The organism is Dolichospermum circinale AWQC131C, assembly GCF_000426905.1.
Classification (GTDB): Bacteria; Cyanobacteriota; Cyanobacteriia; order Cyanobacteriales; family Nostocaceae; genus Dolichospermum; species Dolichospermum circinale.
In genome coordinates, this window is record NZ_KE384609.1 from 1 (window position 1) to 17,173 (window position 17,173).

14 protein-coding genes and 1 pseudogene are annotated in these 17,173 nt (G+C 37.5%); 9 read left to right on the plus strand and 6 right to left on the minus strand.

Translation table 11 applies throughout. The annotated features are described in order from the left end of the window. Positions 1-545 precede the first annotated feature (545 nt). From ACIR131C_RS0110140 to ACIR131C_RS0110170, 7 genes and pseudogenes are all read left to right on the plus strand, one after another. The gene (locus ACIR131C_RS0110140; RefSeq protein ID WP_417033460.1) at positions 546-2,204 is read left to right on the plus strand and encodes an alpha/beta hydrolase; all 1,659 of its coding nucleotides are present in this window, start codon (positions 546-548) and stop codon (positions 2,202-2,204) included. Positions 2,205-2,292: 88 nt separating this feature from the next. Further along, complete coding sequence (gene truB / locus ACIR131C_RS0110145) at positions 2,293-3,171, plus strand: tRNA pseudouridine(55) synthase TruB (RefSeq protein ID WP_028090098.1); 879 nt, start codon at positions 2,293-2,295, stop codon at positions 3,169-3,171. 133 nt (positions 3,172-3,304) lie between these two features. After that, on the plus strand, positions 3,305-4,735 hold the full coding sequence (gene lpdA, locus ACIR131C_RS0110150) for a dihydrolipoyl dehydrogenase (RefSeq protein ID WP_028090099.1): 1,431 nt from the start codon (positions 3,305-3,307) through the stop codon (positions 4,733-4,735). A 17-nt stretch (positions 4,736-4,752) separates the two neighbouring features. Beyond that, a pseudogene (locus ACIR131C_RS27340) lies at positions 4,753-5,091 on the plus strand (four helix bundle protein). A gap of 89 nt (positions 5,092-5,180) precedes the next feature. After that, on the plus strand, positions 5,181-6,062 hold the full coding sequence (gene trpC, locus ACIR131C_RS0110160; protein ID WP_028090100.1) for an indole-3-glycerol phosphate synthase TrpC: 882 nt from the start codon (positions 5,181-5,183) through the stop codon (positions 6,060-6,062). A gap of 117 nt (positions 6,063-6,179) precedes the next feature. Next, positions 6,180-6,425: a DUF5340 domain-containing protein gene (locus ACIR131C_RS0110165; protein ID WP_028090101.1), complete on the plus strand. Its 246-nt coding sequence runs from the start codon at positions 6,180-6,182 to the stop codon at positions 6,423-6,425. A gap of 115 nt (positions 6,426-6,540) precedes the next feature. Next, positions 6,541-7,692 (plus strand): pyridoxal-phosphate-dependent aminotransferase family protein, encoded by a 1,152-nt coding sequence (locus ACIR131C_RS0110170; protein WP_028090102.1) that lies wholly within the window; start codon positions 6,541-6,543, stop codon positions 7,690-7,692. Between the two features lie 140 nt (positions 7,693-7,832). Here the strand turns inward: ACIR131C_RS0110170 and ACIR131C_RS0110175 are convergent, their stop codons facing one another. The 6 genes from ACIR131C_RS0110175 to ACIR131C_RS0110205 form a co-directional block, all read right to left on the minus strand. Continuing rightward, positions 7,833-8,024 carry a DUF2949 domain-containing protein gene (locus tag ACIR131C_RS0110175; RefSeq protein WP_035368584.1) on the minus strand — a complete coding sequence of 64 codons (192 nt, stop codon included), beginning with the start codon at positions 8,022-8,024 and terminating at the stop codon, positions 7,833-7,835. A gap of 531 nt (positions 8,025-8,555) precedes the next feature. Further along, the gene (locus tag ACIR131C_RS0110180) at positions 8,556-9,083 is read right to left on the minus strand and encodes a DUF192 domain-containing protein (RefSeq protein ID WP_028090104.1); all 528 of its coding nucleotides are present in this window, start codon (positions 9,081-9,083) and stop codon (positions 8,556-8,558) included. 162 nt (positions 9,084-9,245) lie between these two features. Further along, positions 9,246-9,959 (minus strand): response regulator transcription factor NblR, encoded by a 714-nt coding sequence (gene nblR / locus ACIR131C_RS0110185; protein ID WP_028090105.1) that lies wholly within the window; start codon positions 9,957-9,959, stop codon positions 9,246-9,248. 318 nt (positions 9,960-10,277) lie between these two features. Next, positions 10,278-11,195: an NAD(+) kinase gene (locus tag ACIR131C_RS0110190; protein ID WP_028090106.1), complete on the minus strand. Its 918-nt coding sequence runs from the start codon at positions 11,193-11,195 to the stop codon at positions 10,278-10,280. Positions 11,196-11,356: 161 nt separating this feature from the next. Beyond that, entirely contained in the window at positions 11,357-12,358 is a 1,002-nt protein-coding gene (locus ACIR131C_RS0110195) for an SDR family oxidoreductase (RefSeq protein WP_028090107.1), read from the minus strand. Between the two features lie 270 nt (positions 12,359-12,628). Next, on the minus strand, positions 12,629-12,892 hold the full coding sequence (locus ACIR131C_RS0110205) for a glutaredoxin family protein (protein WP_028090108.1): 264 nt from the start codon (positions 12,890-12,892) through the stop codon (positions 12,629-12,631). A gap of 87 nt (positions 12,893-12,979) precedes the next feature. Between ACIR131C_RS0110205 and ACIR131C_RS22435 the strand changes: the two genes are divergently transcribed. Further along, positions 12,980-13,786: a hypothetical protein gene (locus ACIR131C_RS22435; RefSeq protein ID WP_231395439.1), complete on the plus strand. Its 807-nt coding sequence runs from the start codon at positions 12,980-12,982 to the stop codon at positions 13,784-13,786. Between the two features lie 229 nt (positions 13,787-14,015). Next, positions 14,016-17,147 (plus strand): ABC transporter substrate-binding protein, encoded by a 3,132-nt coding sequence (locus ACIR131C_RS23905; RefSeq protein ID WP_051347529.1) that lies wholly within the window; start codon positions 14,016-14,018, stop codon positions 17,145-17,147. The last annotated feature ends 26 nt before the right edge of the window (positions 17,148-17,173 follow it).

The window sequence follows — 17,173 nt, forward strand, 5'->3', positions numbered from 1 at the left end:
TAGATGAAATCATCCGTGATTATTGTGTATCTTAATGTCTCATTCTTAAGTTAAATAACTATAACTTGGGTTTTTCTCTATCACAAAAACAACTATTACAATCTTTAAATTATGCTTGAAAACAGAAAACCAATAATTTCTCAGCATTACATTTTATCCCTAAATTCAGATAGAAAGTAACTTTGATTAATAGGATTTATTAGCATTATTCAAATTTTATTAATCAGTCAAAATACATAATCAATACTGATGTGGATAAATCAGTCATGTATTATGATCTTCAAAGAAATGCTGGTATTAGAACCTGAATATAAATCCTTCTATCCCATTTCTGATTTCACTCATAAATATACCTGAGAATCAGAATACAGCATAAATTTATCAGGGTGTCCAAATAACTACCAAAATTGAGCCGCGCTCAACAACATCACCATAAAAGTTAAGCGATCAATATGTTTGGTAATTGTGGCAAGAACCTGAGAAAAAATTCCCTATTACTGATTTTATCAATGTTGCTGCCAACATTGGGAATAAGTAACTCTGCAATGGCAGCAACACAAATTCATGCAGCTTATTCAGCATTAGATATTTCTATCCCCATTAGTGTTTTAGAAAACTATGCTGAACATGGTATTTTGAATACAAACTTTGCCCAATATTATCAATATATTCCTATAAGTACACTACAAGAATTAAGAAAAATTTTAATTCAACCAGTTAAAATTAGTCCTGCTGTAGTTTCTGAATTTCTCGACACTCAACAGGGGAAATTTATCTTAAAAAGGTTGACAGAATTAATTCAAACTAAATCCTATTCTCCAGTATCAGAATCTCAGAATTTACGCACAGCTTTAATTTCCGCTGCTGCTGAACCAGAAGGATTAAATTTATTAAATTTATTACGTAAATATCCACAAAATAGTATTAGTATTGATGTGGTTTCTGGTTGGAGAATTGCTAGGGAATTAGAGCAAATGATCAGTGCAACTCAAAAAGCGATCGCTACATTAACACAAGCATCAAATTTAGAAGCAGCAACCATTTCCCTAGAGAATTTATCTAAATTACCACAGCAGCCAAATTTCCCAATTCAAAAACAAACATTAAAGTTATTCGACTCATTACGTAATCGGCATTTATCCACTGATATCTATATTCCTAATACCCAAAATTCTGCCCCTATAATTGTCATTTCTCACGGTTTAGGTTTAAATAGTAGTAACTTTCGTTATTTAGGAAAATACCTAGCTAATTATGGTTTTGCTGTCGTCATTCCCAATCATCCAAGTAGTTATGAAGAAAAAGTAAAATCTTTAATAAATAGTAATCAAGTCATAGAAGCTCATGAATTTAAAGATAGACCTTTAGATATAAAATATATTTTAGATCAATTGGCATTAGATTCACAATTTCAGAAGCGGCTTAATTTCCAACAAGTAGGAGTATTTGGCCAGTCTTTAGGAGGTTATACTGCATTAGCCTTAGCTGGCGCAAAAATTAACTTTCAACAACTAAAAAAAGACTGTGATTTAGATAAATTGCGAAATACCTGGAATATGTCTTTACTGTTGCAATGTCGGGCTTTAGAATTACCAAATCAATCAGAAAAAGAATATAATTTACAAGACAAAAGAGTCAAAGCTGCTATCGCTGTTAATCCTATTACCAGTTCCATTTTTGGCCAAGTTGGTTTAAGCCAAATTCAAACCCCAATTATGATTATTGGTAGTAGTGAAGATACTGTAGCCCCTGCTTTATATGAGCAGATTTTACCTTTTTCTTGGCTTACTTATCCCCACAAATATTTAGTCATGCTACTGGGTGCTACTCATTTTTCTACTATTGGTAATAGTAACCCTGAAAGTACACAAATAGCATTACCTAAAGATATGGTAGGTGATGCTTCCCAAGCCCGCCATTATATGAATGCTTTAAGTTTACCTTTTTTTCAAACCTATGTAGCTAAAAAACCAGAATATATTTCCTATCTTAACGCTGCTTATTTTCAGAGTATTGCTAGTCAGTCCCTGGGGTTAGATCTTGTTCAATCTTTTGATCATATTAAATTAGCACCAGTTTTAGATGATCACTTCCATAAAAACCAACCTGGCAAAAAAAAACTTTCTCATATCATAGTCCGCTTTGGATTTTGGATACTGGGTATTGGTATTTCTCTACTTCACTTATTGATATTTTGTTCCTAATTCAGATTCCCTTGGCGAAGAAATTGGGAATCTTCTGCTTGACAATTTATGTGAAAATACAAAGATATCAAATCTTAAATCTAAAATTGTGCAAGGTTTTCTGAATTTAAACAAACCATTTGGCTGGACTTCCCATGACTGTGTAGCCAAAGTGCGAAAACTACTGAAAATGAAAAGGGTAGGACACGCAGGAACTTTAGACCCCGCAGCTACCGGAGTATTACCTATAGCTTTGGGTAAAGCCACAAGATTGTTACAATATTTACCAGGCGAAAAAGTCTATCAAGCCACTATTCGTCTAGGTGTACAGACTACTACTGATGATTTACAAGGAGAAATTATTACCTCCAAACCTTGTCCCGGCTTGGATTTAGAAAATGTAAAAACCGCACTTTCCCAGTTTATTGGCAAAATAGAGCAAATTCCCCCCAATTATAGCGCCATTCAAGTTGATGGCAAACGCCTGTATGATTTAGCACGAAAAGGGGAAATAGTCGCAGTTCCAGTGCGAACAGTAGAAATTTCTCAAATTCAGCTATTAGACTGGCGAGACAGTGATTTACCGGAAGTAGATGTAGCTATATCTTGCGGTGCGGGAACTTATATTCGGGCGATCGCTCGTGATTTAGGTAGTATATTAAACACAGGTGGTACTCTAGCCGCCCTCATGCGTACAGAAAGCAGCGGTTTTCAAATCCCAGACAGTCTCACATTCACAGATTTAGAAAACCAACTGCAAACAGGCAGATTTCAACCTCTAGCCCCAGACGCACCATTACAACATTTACTATCCGTAAATTTACCAACAATATCCGCAAAAAAATGGTGTCAAGGTCAAAAAATTGACCTCAATCTTGAGATTCCCGACTTTGTGCGGGTTTACGAAACAGAAGGAAATTTTTTAGGAATCGGAAAATTACAAGATAACTTATTAATTCCCCAAATGGTATTTTCTGAAATTAATTGAAAAGAATTAATACAATTTCCGGTTTTCTTGGACATTTCTCCGATAACTGGTATAATTTTGATGATTTCACAAACATAAAAGTTTCACAAAAAAAGTTAAGTTGATAATAGGCAAAGAAAACGGGGAAACAAAAGTGAGTCCTGGATTTGATTACGATTTAGTGATTATCGGCGCTGGTGTAGGTGGACATGGTGCTGCCTTACACGCTATCAGTTGCGGTCAGAAAACGGCGATTATTGAAGCTGGGGATATGGGAGGGACTTGTGTAAACAGGGGTTGTATCCCTTCTAAAGCATTGCTGGCGGCTTCAGGAAAAGTGAGAGAATTACGTAACGCTCATCACCTCAAGTCATTGGGAATACAAATTGGCAGTGTCGAGTTTGAACGAGAAGCCATCGCTAATCATGCTAACAATCTCGTCTCCAAAATTCAAGGAGACCTAACCAACAGTCTCAAACGCTTGGGAGTTGATATTATTCGAGGTTGGGGTAAGGTCGCAGGTACACAAAAAGTCACCATTACCACAGATAAAGGCGAGAAAACCATCACCGCCGAAAATATTATCCTTTCCCCCGGTTCTGTCCCCTTTGTTCCCCCCGGAATTGAAGTAGACGGGAAAACAGTCTTTACCAGCGACCAAGGCGTTAAATTAGAAACTCTCCCCAAATGGGTGGCGATTATTGGTAGTGGTTACATTGGCTTAGAATTTTCTGATGTTTACTCAGCTTTGGGTTGTGAAATTACCTTAATTGAAGCCCTAAATGAGTTAATGCCCGGATTTGACCGGGATATTGCTAAACTGGCAGAACGGGTCTTAATTAACCCCCGCGATATTGAAACCAAAGTCGGTATTTACGCTAAAAAAGTCATACCGGGTTCACCAGTAATCATTGAATTGGCTAACTTTGAAACTAAAGAAGATTTAGAAGTTCTCGAAGTTGATGCTTGTTTAGTCGCTACAGGCCGTGTTCCCGCTACCCAAAATCTTGGTCTGGAATCCGTTGGTGTTGACCTTGACCGCCGTAATTTTATCCCTGTTAATGATAATATGGCAGTATTATCGAACGGGGAAGTTGTCCCCCACCTCTGGGCTATTGGTGATGCTACCGGGAAAATGATGTTAGCTCATGCAGCATCCGCTCAAGGTATCATTGCTGTAGAGAATATTATGGGTCGTCAAAAAACTGTTGACTATCGCAGTATTCCCGCCGCCGCCTTTACCCACCCAGAAGTTAGTTATGTAGGCTTGACAGAAACAGCCGCCCATGCTTTGGGTTTAAATGAAGGTTTTGAAATCGCCACCACTAAGAGTTATTTTAAAGGTAATTCTAAAGCTTTGGCAGAAAATGATACTGACGGTATGACAAAGGTGATTTACCGCCAAGATACAGGAGAAGTCTTAGGTGTACATATCTTTGGTCCCCACGCCTCGGATCTAATTCACGAAGCTTCGGCCGCTGTTGCTAACCGTCAATCTATCAAAACTCTTGCTTACCAAGTTCACGCTCACCCCACCCTTTCAGAAGTTCTAGATGAAGCTTATAAACGCGCGTTAGTTAGTTAATCGTTAGTCAGTGGTCAGTGGTCAGTGGTCAATGGTTAGTTGTCAGTGGTCAATATTGGGAGGAATTTCCTCAAGCAACAATTGGTAAGCAAATAGTACGTTCTGTTGATAGTATTAGCGCAAATATTGCAGAAGGTTGTGGTAGGTATAACTTTCAGGATAATCGCCGTTTCGTCAGAATAGCGCGAGGTTCTTTAAATTAAACTAGACATTGGTTAAGACGGGCTTATAAACGAAATCTGTTAACAAATGAAGAAGTAAATAGGCTCAAACCAATTATTGAAGAACTTTCTCCTAAGTTAAACGCTGATCTTAACTCCATTGGCAATCTTTCAGGAAAAAAATCTGACAACTGACAACTGACAACTGACAACTGACAACTGACAACTGACAACTAACAACAGACCACTAACAACCAACAACCAACAACCAACAACCAACTAATATGCAAATTCGTCGTCGTTCACCTAGCCCAGCTATTAATATTTCTATAATCCAATATAAATCCGCTATAGAGGGTGCAGCACCAAATAATATTTTAGAAGAAATTGTCTGGCATAAAGAAACAGAAGTTGAAAAAATGCGGGAAAAGCTTCCCTTACGGGAATTGCAAACACAAGCCCTATCTGTACCACCCACCCGTGATTTTATCGCTGCATTGCGTTATGGTAAAACTAATCCCGCTTTAATCGCCGAAGTTAAAAAAGCTTCTCCCAGTAAAGGGATATTAAGGACAGATTTTGACCCAGTAGCCATAGCTCGATCTTATCAAGCAGGGGGCGCTAGTTGTCTTTCGGTGCTGACAGATGTTAAATTTTTCCAAGGTAGTTTTGAAAATCTGTCTTTAGTCCGTTCTACAGTAGATTTACCCCTACTATGTAAGGATTTTATCATCTATCCCTACCAAATGTATTGGGCGCGTATTAATGGTGCAGATGCAGTTTTATTAATAGCAGCAATTCTCAATGATCAAGATCTACAATACTTTATTAAAATTGCTCATAACTTGAAAATGGCAGCTTTAATAGAAGTGCATAATTTGGAAGAATTAGATCGGGTTTTAGCTTTAGATGGTGTTTCCTTAATCGGAATTAATAATCGCAACTTAGAAGATTTTACCGTTGATTTACAAACAACTTCTGAATTAATGACAGCTAGAGGTGAGCAATTACAAGCAAAAAATATTCTAGTCGTCAGTGAATCAGGATTGCATCATCCAGAGGATTTAAATGTAGTTAAAACAGCAGGTGTATCTGCTGTACTGATTGGTGAATCATTAGTGAAACAACCAGATCCTCAAGTAGCAATTACGAATCTGTTTGCTTAATTACAGCCCATGACCTGCAATTATTTATTTTCTGTGTAACAACTAGTTAAGGATTAGCTAAACTTTGACTAAAAGAAAATTAAAAAATCCCTAAATTGCAACTTGACAATAAATTACATGGAGCCAATTCCTTTACCCTCTCCTATCCATTACGAACTGATACTTCAACTTTTGGAAAAGCAAACCATGACCTCTTTAGGTCAAAATCAAGACCTTCGCAATCAAGTCAATCAACTGATTATTACCATGCGAAAAGCTGCATCCCAACAAAAACGATTAGAAGAAATTTTTCAGTCTTCCTCTGTGAAAATTGATTACCGTTGGTCTATCAATCATTTTCCAGATCAAGTTGATTGCTCCTGACGGTTTTGAACTACTATCCCTATAAAGGATTTTAGTAGATTTTTTTTGTGTTTTTATCCCCTTTAAGGGTTAATTTGGATCGTATTGAAATTTTCAACTAGGACATAACACACAGATGGATAATAAATTGATGCTGATGATTCCAGGACCGACTCCAGTTCCAGAAGCAGCTTTACTAGCATTAGCCAAACACCCCATTGGCCACCGTACTGGTGAATTTAGTAGTATGATGGGGGAGGTGACAGAAAACCTGAAATGGCTACATCAAACTACAAGTGATGTACTGATGTTAAACGTCAGCGGTACTGGTGCTGTAGAAGCGGGAATAATTAATTTCCTTTCCCCAGGCGATCGCATTTTAGTTGGTTCTAATGGTAAATTTGGGGAACGTTGGGTAGAAGTCGGTCAAGCTTTTGGTTTAAATGTGGAAACTGTCACCGCAGAATGGGGACAACCTTTAGACCCAGACCAATTTGCAGCTAAACTACAAGCAGACACCAACAAGGAAATTAAAGCTGTAATTATTACCCACAGTGAAACCTCCACCGGGGTGATTAATGATTTAGAAACTATTAACCGTCACGTTAAAGAACATGGACAGGCCTTAATTATTGTTGATGCTGTCACCAGTTTAGGCGCTTACAACGTCCCTGTAGACGCTTGGGGTTTAGATGTAGTCGCTTCCGGTTCTCAAAAAGGTTACATGATTCCTCCCGGTTTAGGATTTGTTTCCGTCAGTCCCAAAGCCTGGGAAGCTTACAAAACCGCAAAGTTACCTAAATATTATTTAGATTTAGGTAAATATCGCAAATCTACCGCTAAAAATACGACCCCCTTTACTCCCCCGGTTAACTTAATAGTAGCCCTACACACCACTCTGGGAATGATGAAAAAGGAAGGATTGGAATCCATCTTTACCCGTCATGAACGCCAAAAAAATGCCACCCGTGCGGCTATAAAAGCCTTAAATTTATCTTTGTTTGCGGCCGACGAATGTGCTAGTCCGGCCATTACCGCTGTCGCCACTCCAGGCATCGAAAGTGATAAAATTCGCTCTTTGATGAAAAAAAGGTTTGATATCGCTCTAGCAGGTGGACAAGACCATCTCAGTAATAAAATTTTCCGCATTGGTCACTTGGGTTTTGTCAGCGATCGTGATATCCTTAGCTGTATCGCCTCCCTAGAAGTTGTTCTGCCACAGGTTGGTCACGAAAACTTCACCGTTGGCGCTGGTATAGCAGCAGCAGCAAAAGTTTTTGCTCAGTAGTTATGAGGCTGGTAATGGGTAATGGGTAATGGGTAATTGGTAATTGGTAATGGGTAATGGGTAATTGGTAATAGGTAATTGTTCTCTCTTCCCTGTCACCTGTCACCTGTCCCCGTGGCGTAGCACCTGTCACCTTTTCCCTATACCGTTTCTAGCCAATCATAAATTTGTTCTAACTGTTCTAGAGTAATTAAACCATATTGCCAAAGAGTCATTGTTAAAGAACCAGGATCTTGATCACGGTTACGCAATGCTACGGACAAGGAAGCAGTGGAAATTGCTAAATCTTCCTGGAGAAAATTAATCAGCCGAGAATATCTTGATATTACCATTTGTATGTCACATCCTTGGGGGAAATGTATAATTATAGATTGTTTATCTATTTTGCGGGTATTATGTAACCAGTATTTTATTTGTCACTTTGCTGCAAGTAGATTAACATTGAGAGGTTATATAGAAAATATTGCTTCTCCATAACCATTTTTCAAAGTTTTATATCAAAAGAGAGATTTTTGCTACTTGTATCTAATGTGGTAAGTTTAACCAGGAGAACCTAAAACTTGATCTTAATTCAGACTAATACTAAATGTTAACCTCTTCCCTGTTATTTATGCTAGTTCACCTCATATTTTTTGACAATAAACCAAGTATTTGCGAAAAGTCTGGTATATTGATACCCTATTGTAGAGATTACTTACACAAAATAGAAGGAAAGTAAGTCGTTGCTAGTAGCCTGCATGGTGATAGACTAATGGAGCTATAAATTCGGAAAATTAAAAATCTTTTTTCCTTTGCACCTTGGACGGAAACATAACTGATACTGTCATTATGCAACGCCAGAAACGCTATAATCAGGATTTAAATTACTGATAACTTACAGGACTAACGAAATCAATTTTGATATAATCTCCTCTTTTTAAATTTAATTCTGCGGCTCGTCCTGATCTGAGTTCAATTACTTGATTTACAGGTACAGAAGGACCATAAGTAGCACAAGGATCTTCACTACAAGGAGGAGCAGATTGTTGTATATACTCAACTACACCTTTTCTGATAAAGACCATATCTAAAGCAACTGGGACGTTTTTCATCCAAAATCTTACCGGTTGTGACGAGGGAAAAATAAACAACATTCCCCGGTTATCCGCTAAAGTTGGCCTATACATTAAACCCATCATTTGCTGTTCTGGTGTTTCTGCTACTTCCAACTCAATTTTTACATCTTTAGGGAAAGTCGCAATTGCTGAAATTGGTAAATTTTGACCAGCATTTACTAGTATTTGGGCTGGAGACTCTGATATCACAGGAGGAGATTTAGCTGTGGTCGGTGGTGAACAACCTGTTAGTAAAATACTCAGCAATACTGAACATAAACTGAACCAATAAATCATAATTGCTACAGGGAAGAGGAAAGGGGTGATTAGTAATTAATGATTGACAGTTGACAATTTAGTTTATTTACTGGGATTTAGATTTTAACTATTTTACTTAATTTCTGCCAAATTGTCCACAAATTTAGATTTTATTTGTAAATGTTCCTCAGTTTATGGATTTTAGGATTCTCTGAGTACGTAACCTACACCGCGTACAGTTTGAATTAGGCGTTTTTGACCCTCTTCTTCAATTTTGAGGCGAAGATAACGAACATAGACCTCAATCACGTTAGATTCACCCATAAAGTCATAACCCCAAACATTCTCTAAAATTTGTTCGCGGCTTAATACTTCGCGGGGATGTTCCATTAAGAACTTTAACAGTTCAAATTCCTTCATGGTTAAGTCAATAGCTTTGCTATTGTAAATAGCGCGACGCGTCCCTATATCCAAAACTAAATCTCCAAAGCGCAATTGCTCTGTGGTATCAAGATCCGGTTTGAGATAGAGATGAATCAGCTTGAGAAAATCTTCCGAACGGTAAGGTTTGAGAATATAATCATTAGCGCCAGCGTCTAAACAAGCTATTCGATCATCTATTGTATCTCTGGCCATTAAAATTAAGACAGGAGAACGATTACCCATATTTCTGATATTTTTACATAGAGATAATCCAGATTCTCCAATCAGCATCCGGTCTATAACAATTAAAGCAGGTTGATTACGGTTTTGAACACCACAAGCATCGCCGCAGTATTCTAATCCATTGACCGCATCATGAGCTACAATTGCATCATAACCAGCTTCTTGTAAATCAAAAGCTAATTGATTAGCTAGAGTTTCATCTGGTTCAATCACCAAAACAAAAATAGAGGGATTGTGAATAGCTATCATTTGCTAGAAATTGGTAATTCGGAACGCTGCGCGAAGGTGGACTAATGAAAAATCAAGACTCCTGAACTGAACTCAAGTAGTTGAGTTTTGTCTGTGTGTCCAGGATTTTTAATTGTCTCAGAGAGAAGGAAAAAATGTAAAATCTGAGAAAGCGATACCAAAAATCTAATAATTGGTTTGTTTGACATCTAAACCGTATTGCTACGATTTAAGATGATCCCGCATGGAGAAGTGCGAGTTAGACCAATTTGGCGTTTACTGGCCAATATGACTATGACGCTAACTGACAAATGACAACTAACCACTGACTACTCACCATTAAGGCAATTCTACAGAAGAAGGTTTAGCAATATGTGGTAAACCCCAACCCAGTTTTTCCCGGAGAACACGGAAAAACTCAGGTCGCTGTAGACGGATAAATCTGGCACTATAGGGCGATCGCTCTAAATATACCCGATCTTCTGCTAAAATATAACATCCACCATTACCATCTACCACCATCACCAATCGGGGAATGTTCACAGGATAGATATTAATTGGTTCATGATCAGGAAATACCAAAGCTCTAGAAGCTAAGGAATGGGGACAAATAGGTACTAACTGTAAAACGGGGACACCAGGAGTAATTACCGGACCCCCCGCGCTTAATGAATAAGCTGTAGAACCCGTGGGAGTAGAAACAATAATACCATCTGCCGCAATATCCACTGGAGAATGTCGCCCCACTGCTATTTCAAAATGGCACATACAAGTTAAAGGTTCTCGATGTAACACCATTTCATTTAAGCAGAGAGCCTCCCATGTCACCGTATCTCCCCGGAGAACTTTGACGGTGAGCATGACCCTATCTTCAACTTCATATTCATCAGCCATTACCTGTTCTATGGCTTCGGGTAACTGGTTGAGAAAAGTTTCCGTCAAAAATCCCATGTGACCCGTATTGACCGTCAGCATGGGGATACCAGAGGGGGCGACTAAGCGAGATGCTGCTAACACCGTACCATCTCCCCCCAACACCACTGCAAATTTCATATCTGAGTCAAAGCCAGGGGGCGTAAGACCTTCGATAGGTGTGTGAAAGACAAGGCTATCTGGTTGAGAATAACCCAATATACCACCGATACTCGCAGTGATGTAAACATCCCAACCAGCAGCGGTGAGCTTGTCTTTTAGTTGGATAGCGACACTACTCGCTATCGGTTTCACGTCGTTATAGATAATGCCTGCTTTCGGCACACTCAAATATCCAAGTTTAAAGGATGCTTTTTCTGTATCTAATGGTTACACATTTTTGACCAATATAACCATTAGTTCCACATTTATTGAAAAAGTCTTTTCCTTAGGACAGAAATTAGGAATCACCGCGTCAGGAAGAGATCCAAAATCCAAAATCCCATTTATTGACTATTGGCTTTGGAAGACTGTTTAAAAGGAGTCTTTTGGCTTTTGAGCTTTTTAACTTTAGCTTTTTCGTAATCTAACTCTTTTAGCTTCTTCATAATCCGGCTGAAGTATTCTTGTAAGTAAACTTCCAGGGTGGTTGTTTGTTCTTTGTCCAACCCAAATACAGTATATACTTCCTCCATATTTTCTGCATTTAAAGCTTTACCACTAGCTAAAACCTCTGTAAAAGCCAATCTATCCGCAACATTCCATCCCCACTGAAAAAAGCGGAGGAAATTTTGGACAGTACGTAGTAAAGCCAGGGGCATTCGTGTAACTTTTGCGTCTCTATCAGATAAGTTTTCACAAAGATCAATAATTTCCTCAGCACCCCAAGCGCGAGTTCCCACCACAGGGAAAGACTGCTTTTCTGTTTCTGGCACACTCAAAGCACGAATAGCGAATTTAGCAATATCCTGGGTATCCATGTAAGCTATTTGTGAAGACTTACCTGTTACCCATACAGGTTGTTTTTCCAAAATAGGTATACCATATTGACCAATTAAACCTTGCATAAAACCAGCTAGACGTAAAATTGTATAGTTTAAGCCGGATTCTGCTAGAAACACCTCTGTACAGCGCTTAATTTCCATCAGTGGAACATTGGGGTATTGATCAGCATCTAAAATCGAAAAAAAGATAAACCTTTCCACCCCCGCAGCTTTAGCAGCTTGAATTAACGCTACTTTCCCATTCCAGTCTACCTCCTTAATAGTCAGAGAATCCGTGGCACGAGATGTAGCAGCGTCAATAACTGCGGTTACACCTGTTAAAGCTTCTGTCAGGGTTTGAGGATGACATAAATTCCCGCGTACCAGTTCAGCGCCCCATTCCTTGAGAAAAGCTGCTTTTTTAGGACTGCGAACTAAACAGCGGACTTTGTATCCTTCATCAATTGCGCGACGGGCTACTTGTCTTCCCAATGTGCCAGTTGCACCGACTATTAATAATGTCATGGGGTTGGTTATATATTTTAATGTTTATGAAAAGAATCTTAACAGAATTAGCTCTGTAAATAAAACTTTACAAATTTTTCAGCAAACTCGATTTAGGATTTACACTGGTGTCACAAAAAACTATCACGTATTATCTGTAGTCAGGGCTTTAGCCCTGATTTTGTTTAAATAGTTTCCTGAAGAGAGGACTAAAGTCCTCACTACTAAATATTTAGGCATTAATTCGGAGGCATTTTTCGGGACTGGTGCAAAATGTAAACATACTCCAATTCAAGTTTTTACATACTTAGCTAAAAATTTTTCCAGTCCTTCGACACTGAGACGAGGAGAGGGACGAGGTATGGCTTGTTCCTTACCCTCATCAGTGACAAAATAGAGTACAGGTATTTCATATTGATACAATACAAACCAATTTTTATCAGTGGTAATATCCCGAATTTCTAGCTCAAAACTCAGAGCTTTGATTTGGGCTAATTTTTCCTGTAATCCTTCACAAAGGTGACAACCGGGCTTGCTGTAGAGAATTAATCGCATAAAATCATACTTAGAGAACTATTTAACATCCACTCAGATCCCCGAATTTTTTAATAAGTCAGGAATCTCAAGGAGATAACCTGTATTATGACTATTATGGCTAATAACGTCAGAATTAAATTAGGATCTCCAGAACTATGGCTCATCCCTTCTTCGCCAATATACAAGTTCCTCCAGAATATTTTATCGGTCGCACATCTGAAATCACAGCCGCTTTTGACACAATTCATGCTCATGTATCAATCTTTGAAAAAATTTGATTACCAGGAAACAGAGCAATTATTACCAGGATCAGTATTTCCACCAGAGTTAAGAACTGGAATTAGAAATATTACTGGTAGTCATCCGACTTTAATACAAATTGCTGGTTTTTTACTAAACATAGCAAAACAGCAAGGAGAAGAAGTTGATATTAATAAATTTAATAGTGATTTTGAAAGGGATACTAAACAGATTTTTGAAACAATTTGGGAAAGATGTAATGACCAACAAAAAACCTTGTTAATGCTGATTGTTTTGTTAGATCTAGACGGTCATTTAGAGCAGAAAGACTTTAATTTAAAAGGTATGGGTCGCATTTTGAATCAAAATGAACGCAGTTTAACTGAATTAGAAGAACAGGGGGTAATTGTTTCGGAAATCAGGCCAAAACCAAAATTACCAAAAGAACAGGAAAAGATATATTTATTCACTTCTTCAATTATGAAAAAGTGGGTAATTCAGGAGATTTGGAATACAAAAGCTAGTGAAATCAGAAAACGCGAGAGAGTATTTCTTAATCTGATGAGTCATGGACAAGTTGAGGAGATGAAAAAAGCAATTACTTGGTCAGGTCAGCATCAAGATACGGTTGTATCGCTCCTTAAACTTGGTCGTGACATATTACTTGGATAGGACTTATCTAAATCTCAAAAATCTCAGGTGCGTTACGCTGACGCTAACACACCCTACTGCTGTAAAATACAAAGTAGGGGTAATTCATGAATTATCCCCACACAAAAATAAACAAAAATAAACAAAAATTTTTAGTAAGATATTGCGTAAATTCTACAGAGAATGTATAGTATCAATATCCCATTTTTATTTAAAGCCAAGTGTATAATCGGTGAGGAGTACAAATAATATGATTAATCCACAACAGCAGAGAAATCCTTACATTATAGGTTCTGTTATTGACAAACCAGACCAATTTTTTGGTAGACAAAGTTTATTTGAGTTTATTAAAGATACTTTACAACAAAATACTCGACTAATTCTCTTATATGGTCAAAGACGGATTGGTAAATCTTCTGTACTCAAACAAATTCCTCAAAAGATAAGTTATAGTGAGGATCAATTTATTTTTATTGATTTTGATATCCAGGTTTTTGTCGGTGATAATCAGAAACATCCCATCAATCAAATTTTACACTATCTAGCAAAGAGAATTGGAGAAGAAATAGAAAATAGTCTTACGACTATTCCTATTACTATTCCTACAGCAGAAGATATAGAAGATGATCCTACAATTTTTCATGGGGATTTTTTAACTCAAATATACAATATATTAGGTGAAAAAAAGCTGGTTTTATTGTTAGATGAGTTCGATGTTTTAAGTGAAGCAAATAACGAAGATAATGTAGAATTTTTCAGATTAATCAAGGACTGGTTGTCAAAATGGCCAGAACGATTATTTATTATTCCCGTAGTGGGACGACATATTAAAGAACTACCAAATCTACTTGATTTTGTACGTGAATCACCCCATCGAGAAATCAGTTTTCTGGACAGAGATAGTGCTGAAATACTTATTACCAGACCTGCTCAAGGAGTTGTTACCTATCAGCAAAATGCAATAGAAGAGATATTCAGTTTATCAGCAGGTCATCCTTATTTCACTCAATTAATTTGCTATGAGCTTTTCAATTTAGCGCGGGAACGTCAGATATGGACAATAAATGCAGAAGATGTTAAAACTATCATAGATAAAGCAATTCAAACAGGAGAAGCTGGTTTAGCTTGGTTTTGGGATGGTTTATATCCTCAAGCACAAGTTGTTTTTTCAGCAGCAGCAGAAGCTCAACATAGAGAAGAGCAAGACGACCGAGTTTCCTATAACCCCAAACTACTACTAAAAGATTATGGCATATTAACAGATTCCTTAACTCAGGTAGCCAAAGAAATGGCTGACTATGGTTTTTTAAATGAGTCAAAAAGAGTCAAAATTGAGTTAGTTCGGCTTTGGTTATTGCAGAAACATCAGCTAAAAGATGAGATTAGTAAATTAGCAGAAGTTGATAAGCAAGACGTTGACAATCTTTGTTCGGTAGCACAAAACAAACCGCAAATAGCATTACAACTTTATGAAGAAGCATTAGGAATTAATCCTAATAATTTTCAAACTGTAACCTCTCTGGCGAAAGAATATTTACAGGTAGAAAAATTCGACCAAGCTTTTGAACTTTACAGTCGAGCTTACAAATTTTACTCTATTAATAATCAACAGGAAATTGTCTTACAGCCTGTATTTGATCTAGTTAAAAAATATTCCCAAGCAAGCAATTTAGATAAAGCTTTAGAACTGTATGAACAAGCCTATAAAATTGCTCCAGAAGAGAGCAAAGACGGTTTTATAGAAACATTAGAAAAATACGGACATGACCTGACCATTAATAAAGACTTTGCTCGCCCCAGAGAACAGTATAAACGAGTTTTACAAATTGATCCCAATAGACAATTATCTCAGGATAAATTGGCAGAAATTGGAGCTTTTGAATCTAGGTTACAAGGTGTACAAAACCTAAACTCACAACCACAAATCATAGCAAATAAAACTACAGTAAAACCGAACCCATTCAGACAAATCATGAAAATACCTGTTACATTTGTTGCCTTAACTACGGTTGTATCTGTTTTCGGTTTTGGTATTTATCAGCAGCTTTCTAGAACCTGTCCACCAGGTGAAAACAGAGAATTAGGTGTTTTAGGTGTTTCTTGTGTGGTAGATAATAGCAAAATTAGCCGAGGTGAAAGAACATTATTTCCTAATAATAATAATCCCTCCCGTGACCAAGGTATTGCAGCTTTCAAAAATGGTAATTATCAAGAAGCGGCTAAGTTATTTCAACAGGCCATAAAAGCAAATCAAAAGGATCCAGAACTAGTAATTTACTATAATAATGCCCGCGCTCGTCAACAGGGTTCTCCCTTTATATTGGCTGTCGTTGTACCCATAGGTACTAACGAAAATGACGCTCAAGAAATCTTACGAGGTGTAGCACAAGCCCAAAACCAATTTAACGATAATAAAGGTTTAAATAATAGGTTTCTTGAAATTGTCATTGCTAACGATGATAACACCAAATCAGCGCAACAAGTAGCACAACAATTAGTTAAAGATAATTCCATATTAGGTGTAATTGGACATAATTCAAGTGATGCTACACAAGCAGAATTACCAGAATATGAAAAAGCTGGTTTAGCAATTATTTCTCCCACCGCGACTAGTGTTTTCCTCAAAAGATCTGTTTTCTTTAGGACAGTTAGTTCTGATGCAAGTGCTGGAAAAAAACTAGCCGAATACACTTTCAATAATTTGAAATTAAAAAGAGCAGTCATTTTTGCTAATCCTAACAGCCCTTATAGTAATAGTATCAGAGAAGTATTTACTAATCGCTTTGAAAAATTAGGCGGTGAGGTGGTTCGTAAACCCCTAATTGATTTAACTGATATCAATTTTGATGCGAGGAGAGAAATTTCCGCCACTGTCTATAGTAGAGATAAATTTGCACAAGCAGCTATGTTGTTTCCAGATACACAAAGCACTGATACTGCCATCAAAATTGTTAAAGAAATTATCCGTAGGAATGCCAAACTCAAGGATAACCCCCAAGACGGACGAGTAAAAGAGTTAAAAATGTTAGGTGGAGACACTCTTTATAGCGATAATACCTCAAAGAATGTAGAGGGTTTAATTGTTGCTACACCCTGGTTTAGAGAAACTCCACAAGCAAAGGATTTTGCTCAAAAATCTGAAAAAAAATGGGGCGGAGGTATTAGTTGGCGTACTGCAACTAGCTTTGACGCTACCCAAGCATTTATCAAAGCTCTATCTAACAATGCTACAAGAACCAATTTGTTAGAAAAATTACCAAGCATCAACCTTGACACTAATGAAACATCAGGCTATCAACTCAAGTTTACAGAAGAAAGAGAACGCGAAGGGCAATCTATTCTTGTTCAAGTTAAAGATGGTAAATTTGTTCCCATTGAATGAGTTACAATGGGAGATTAGATGTATGA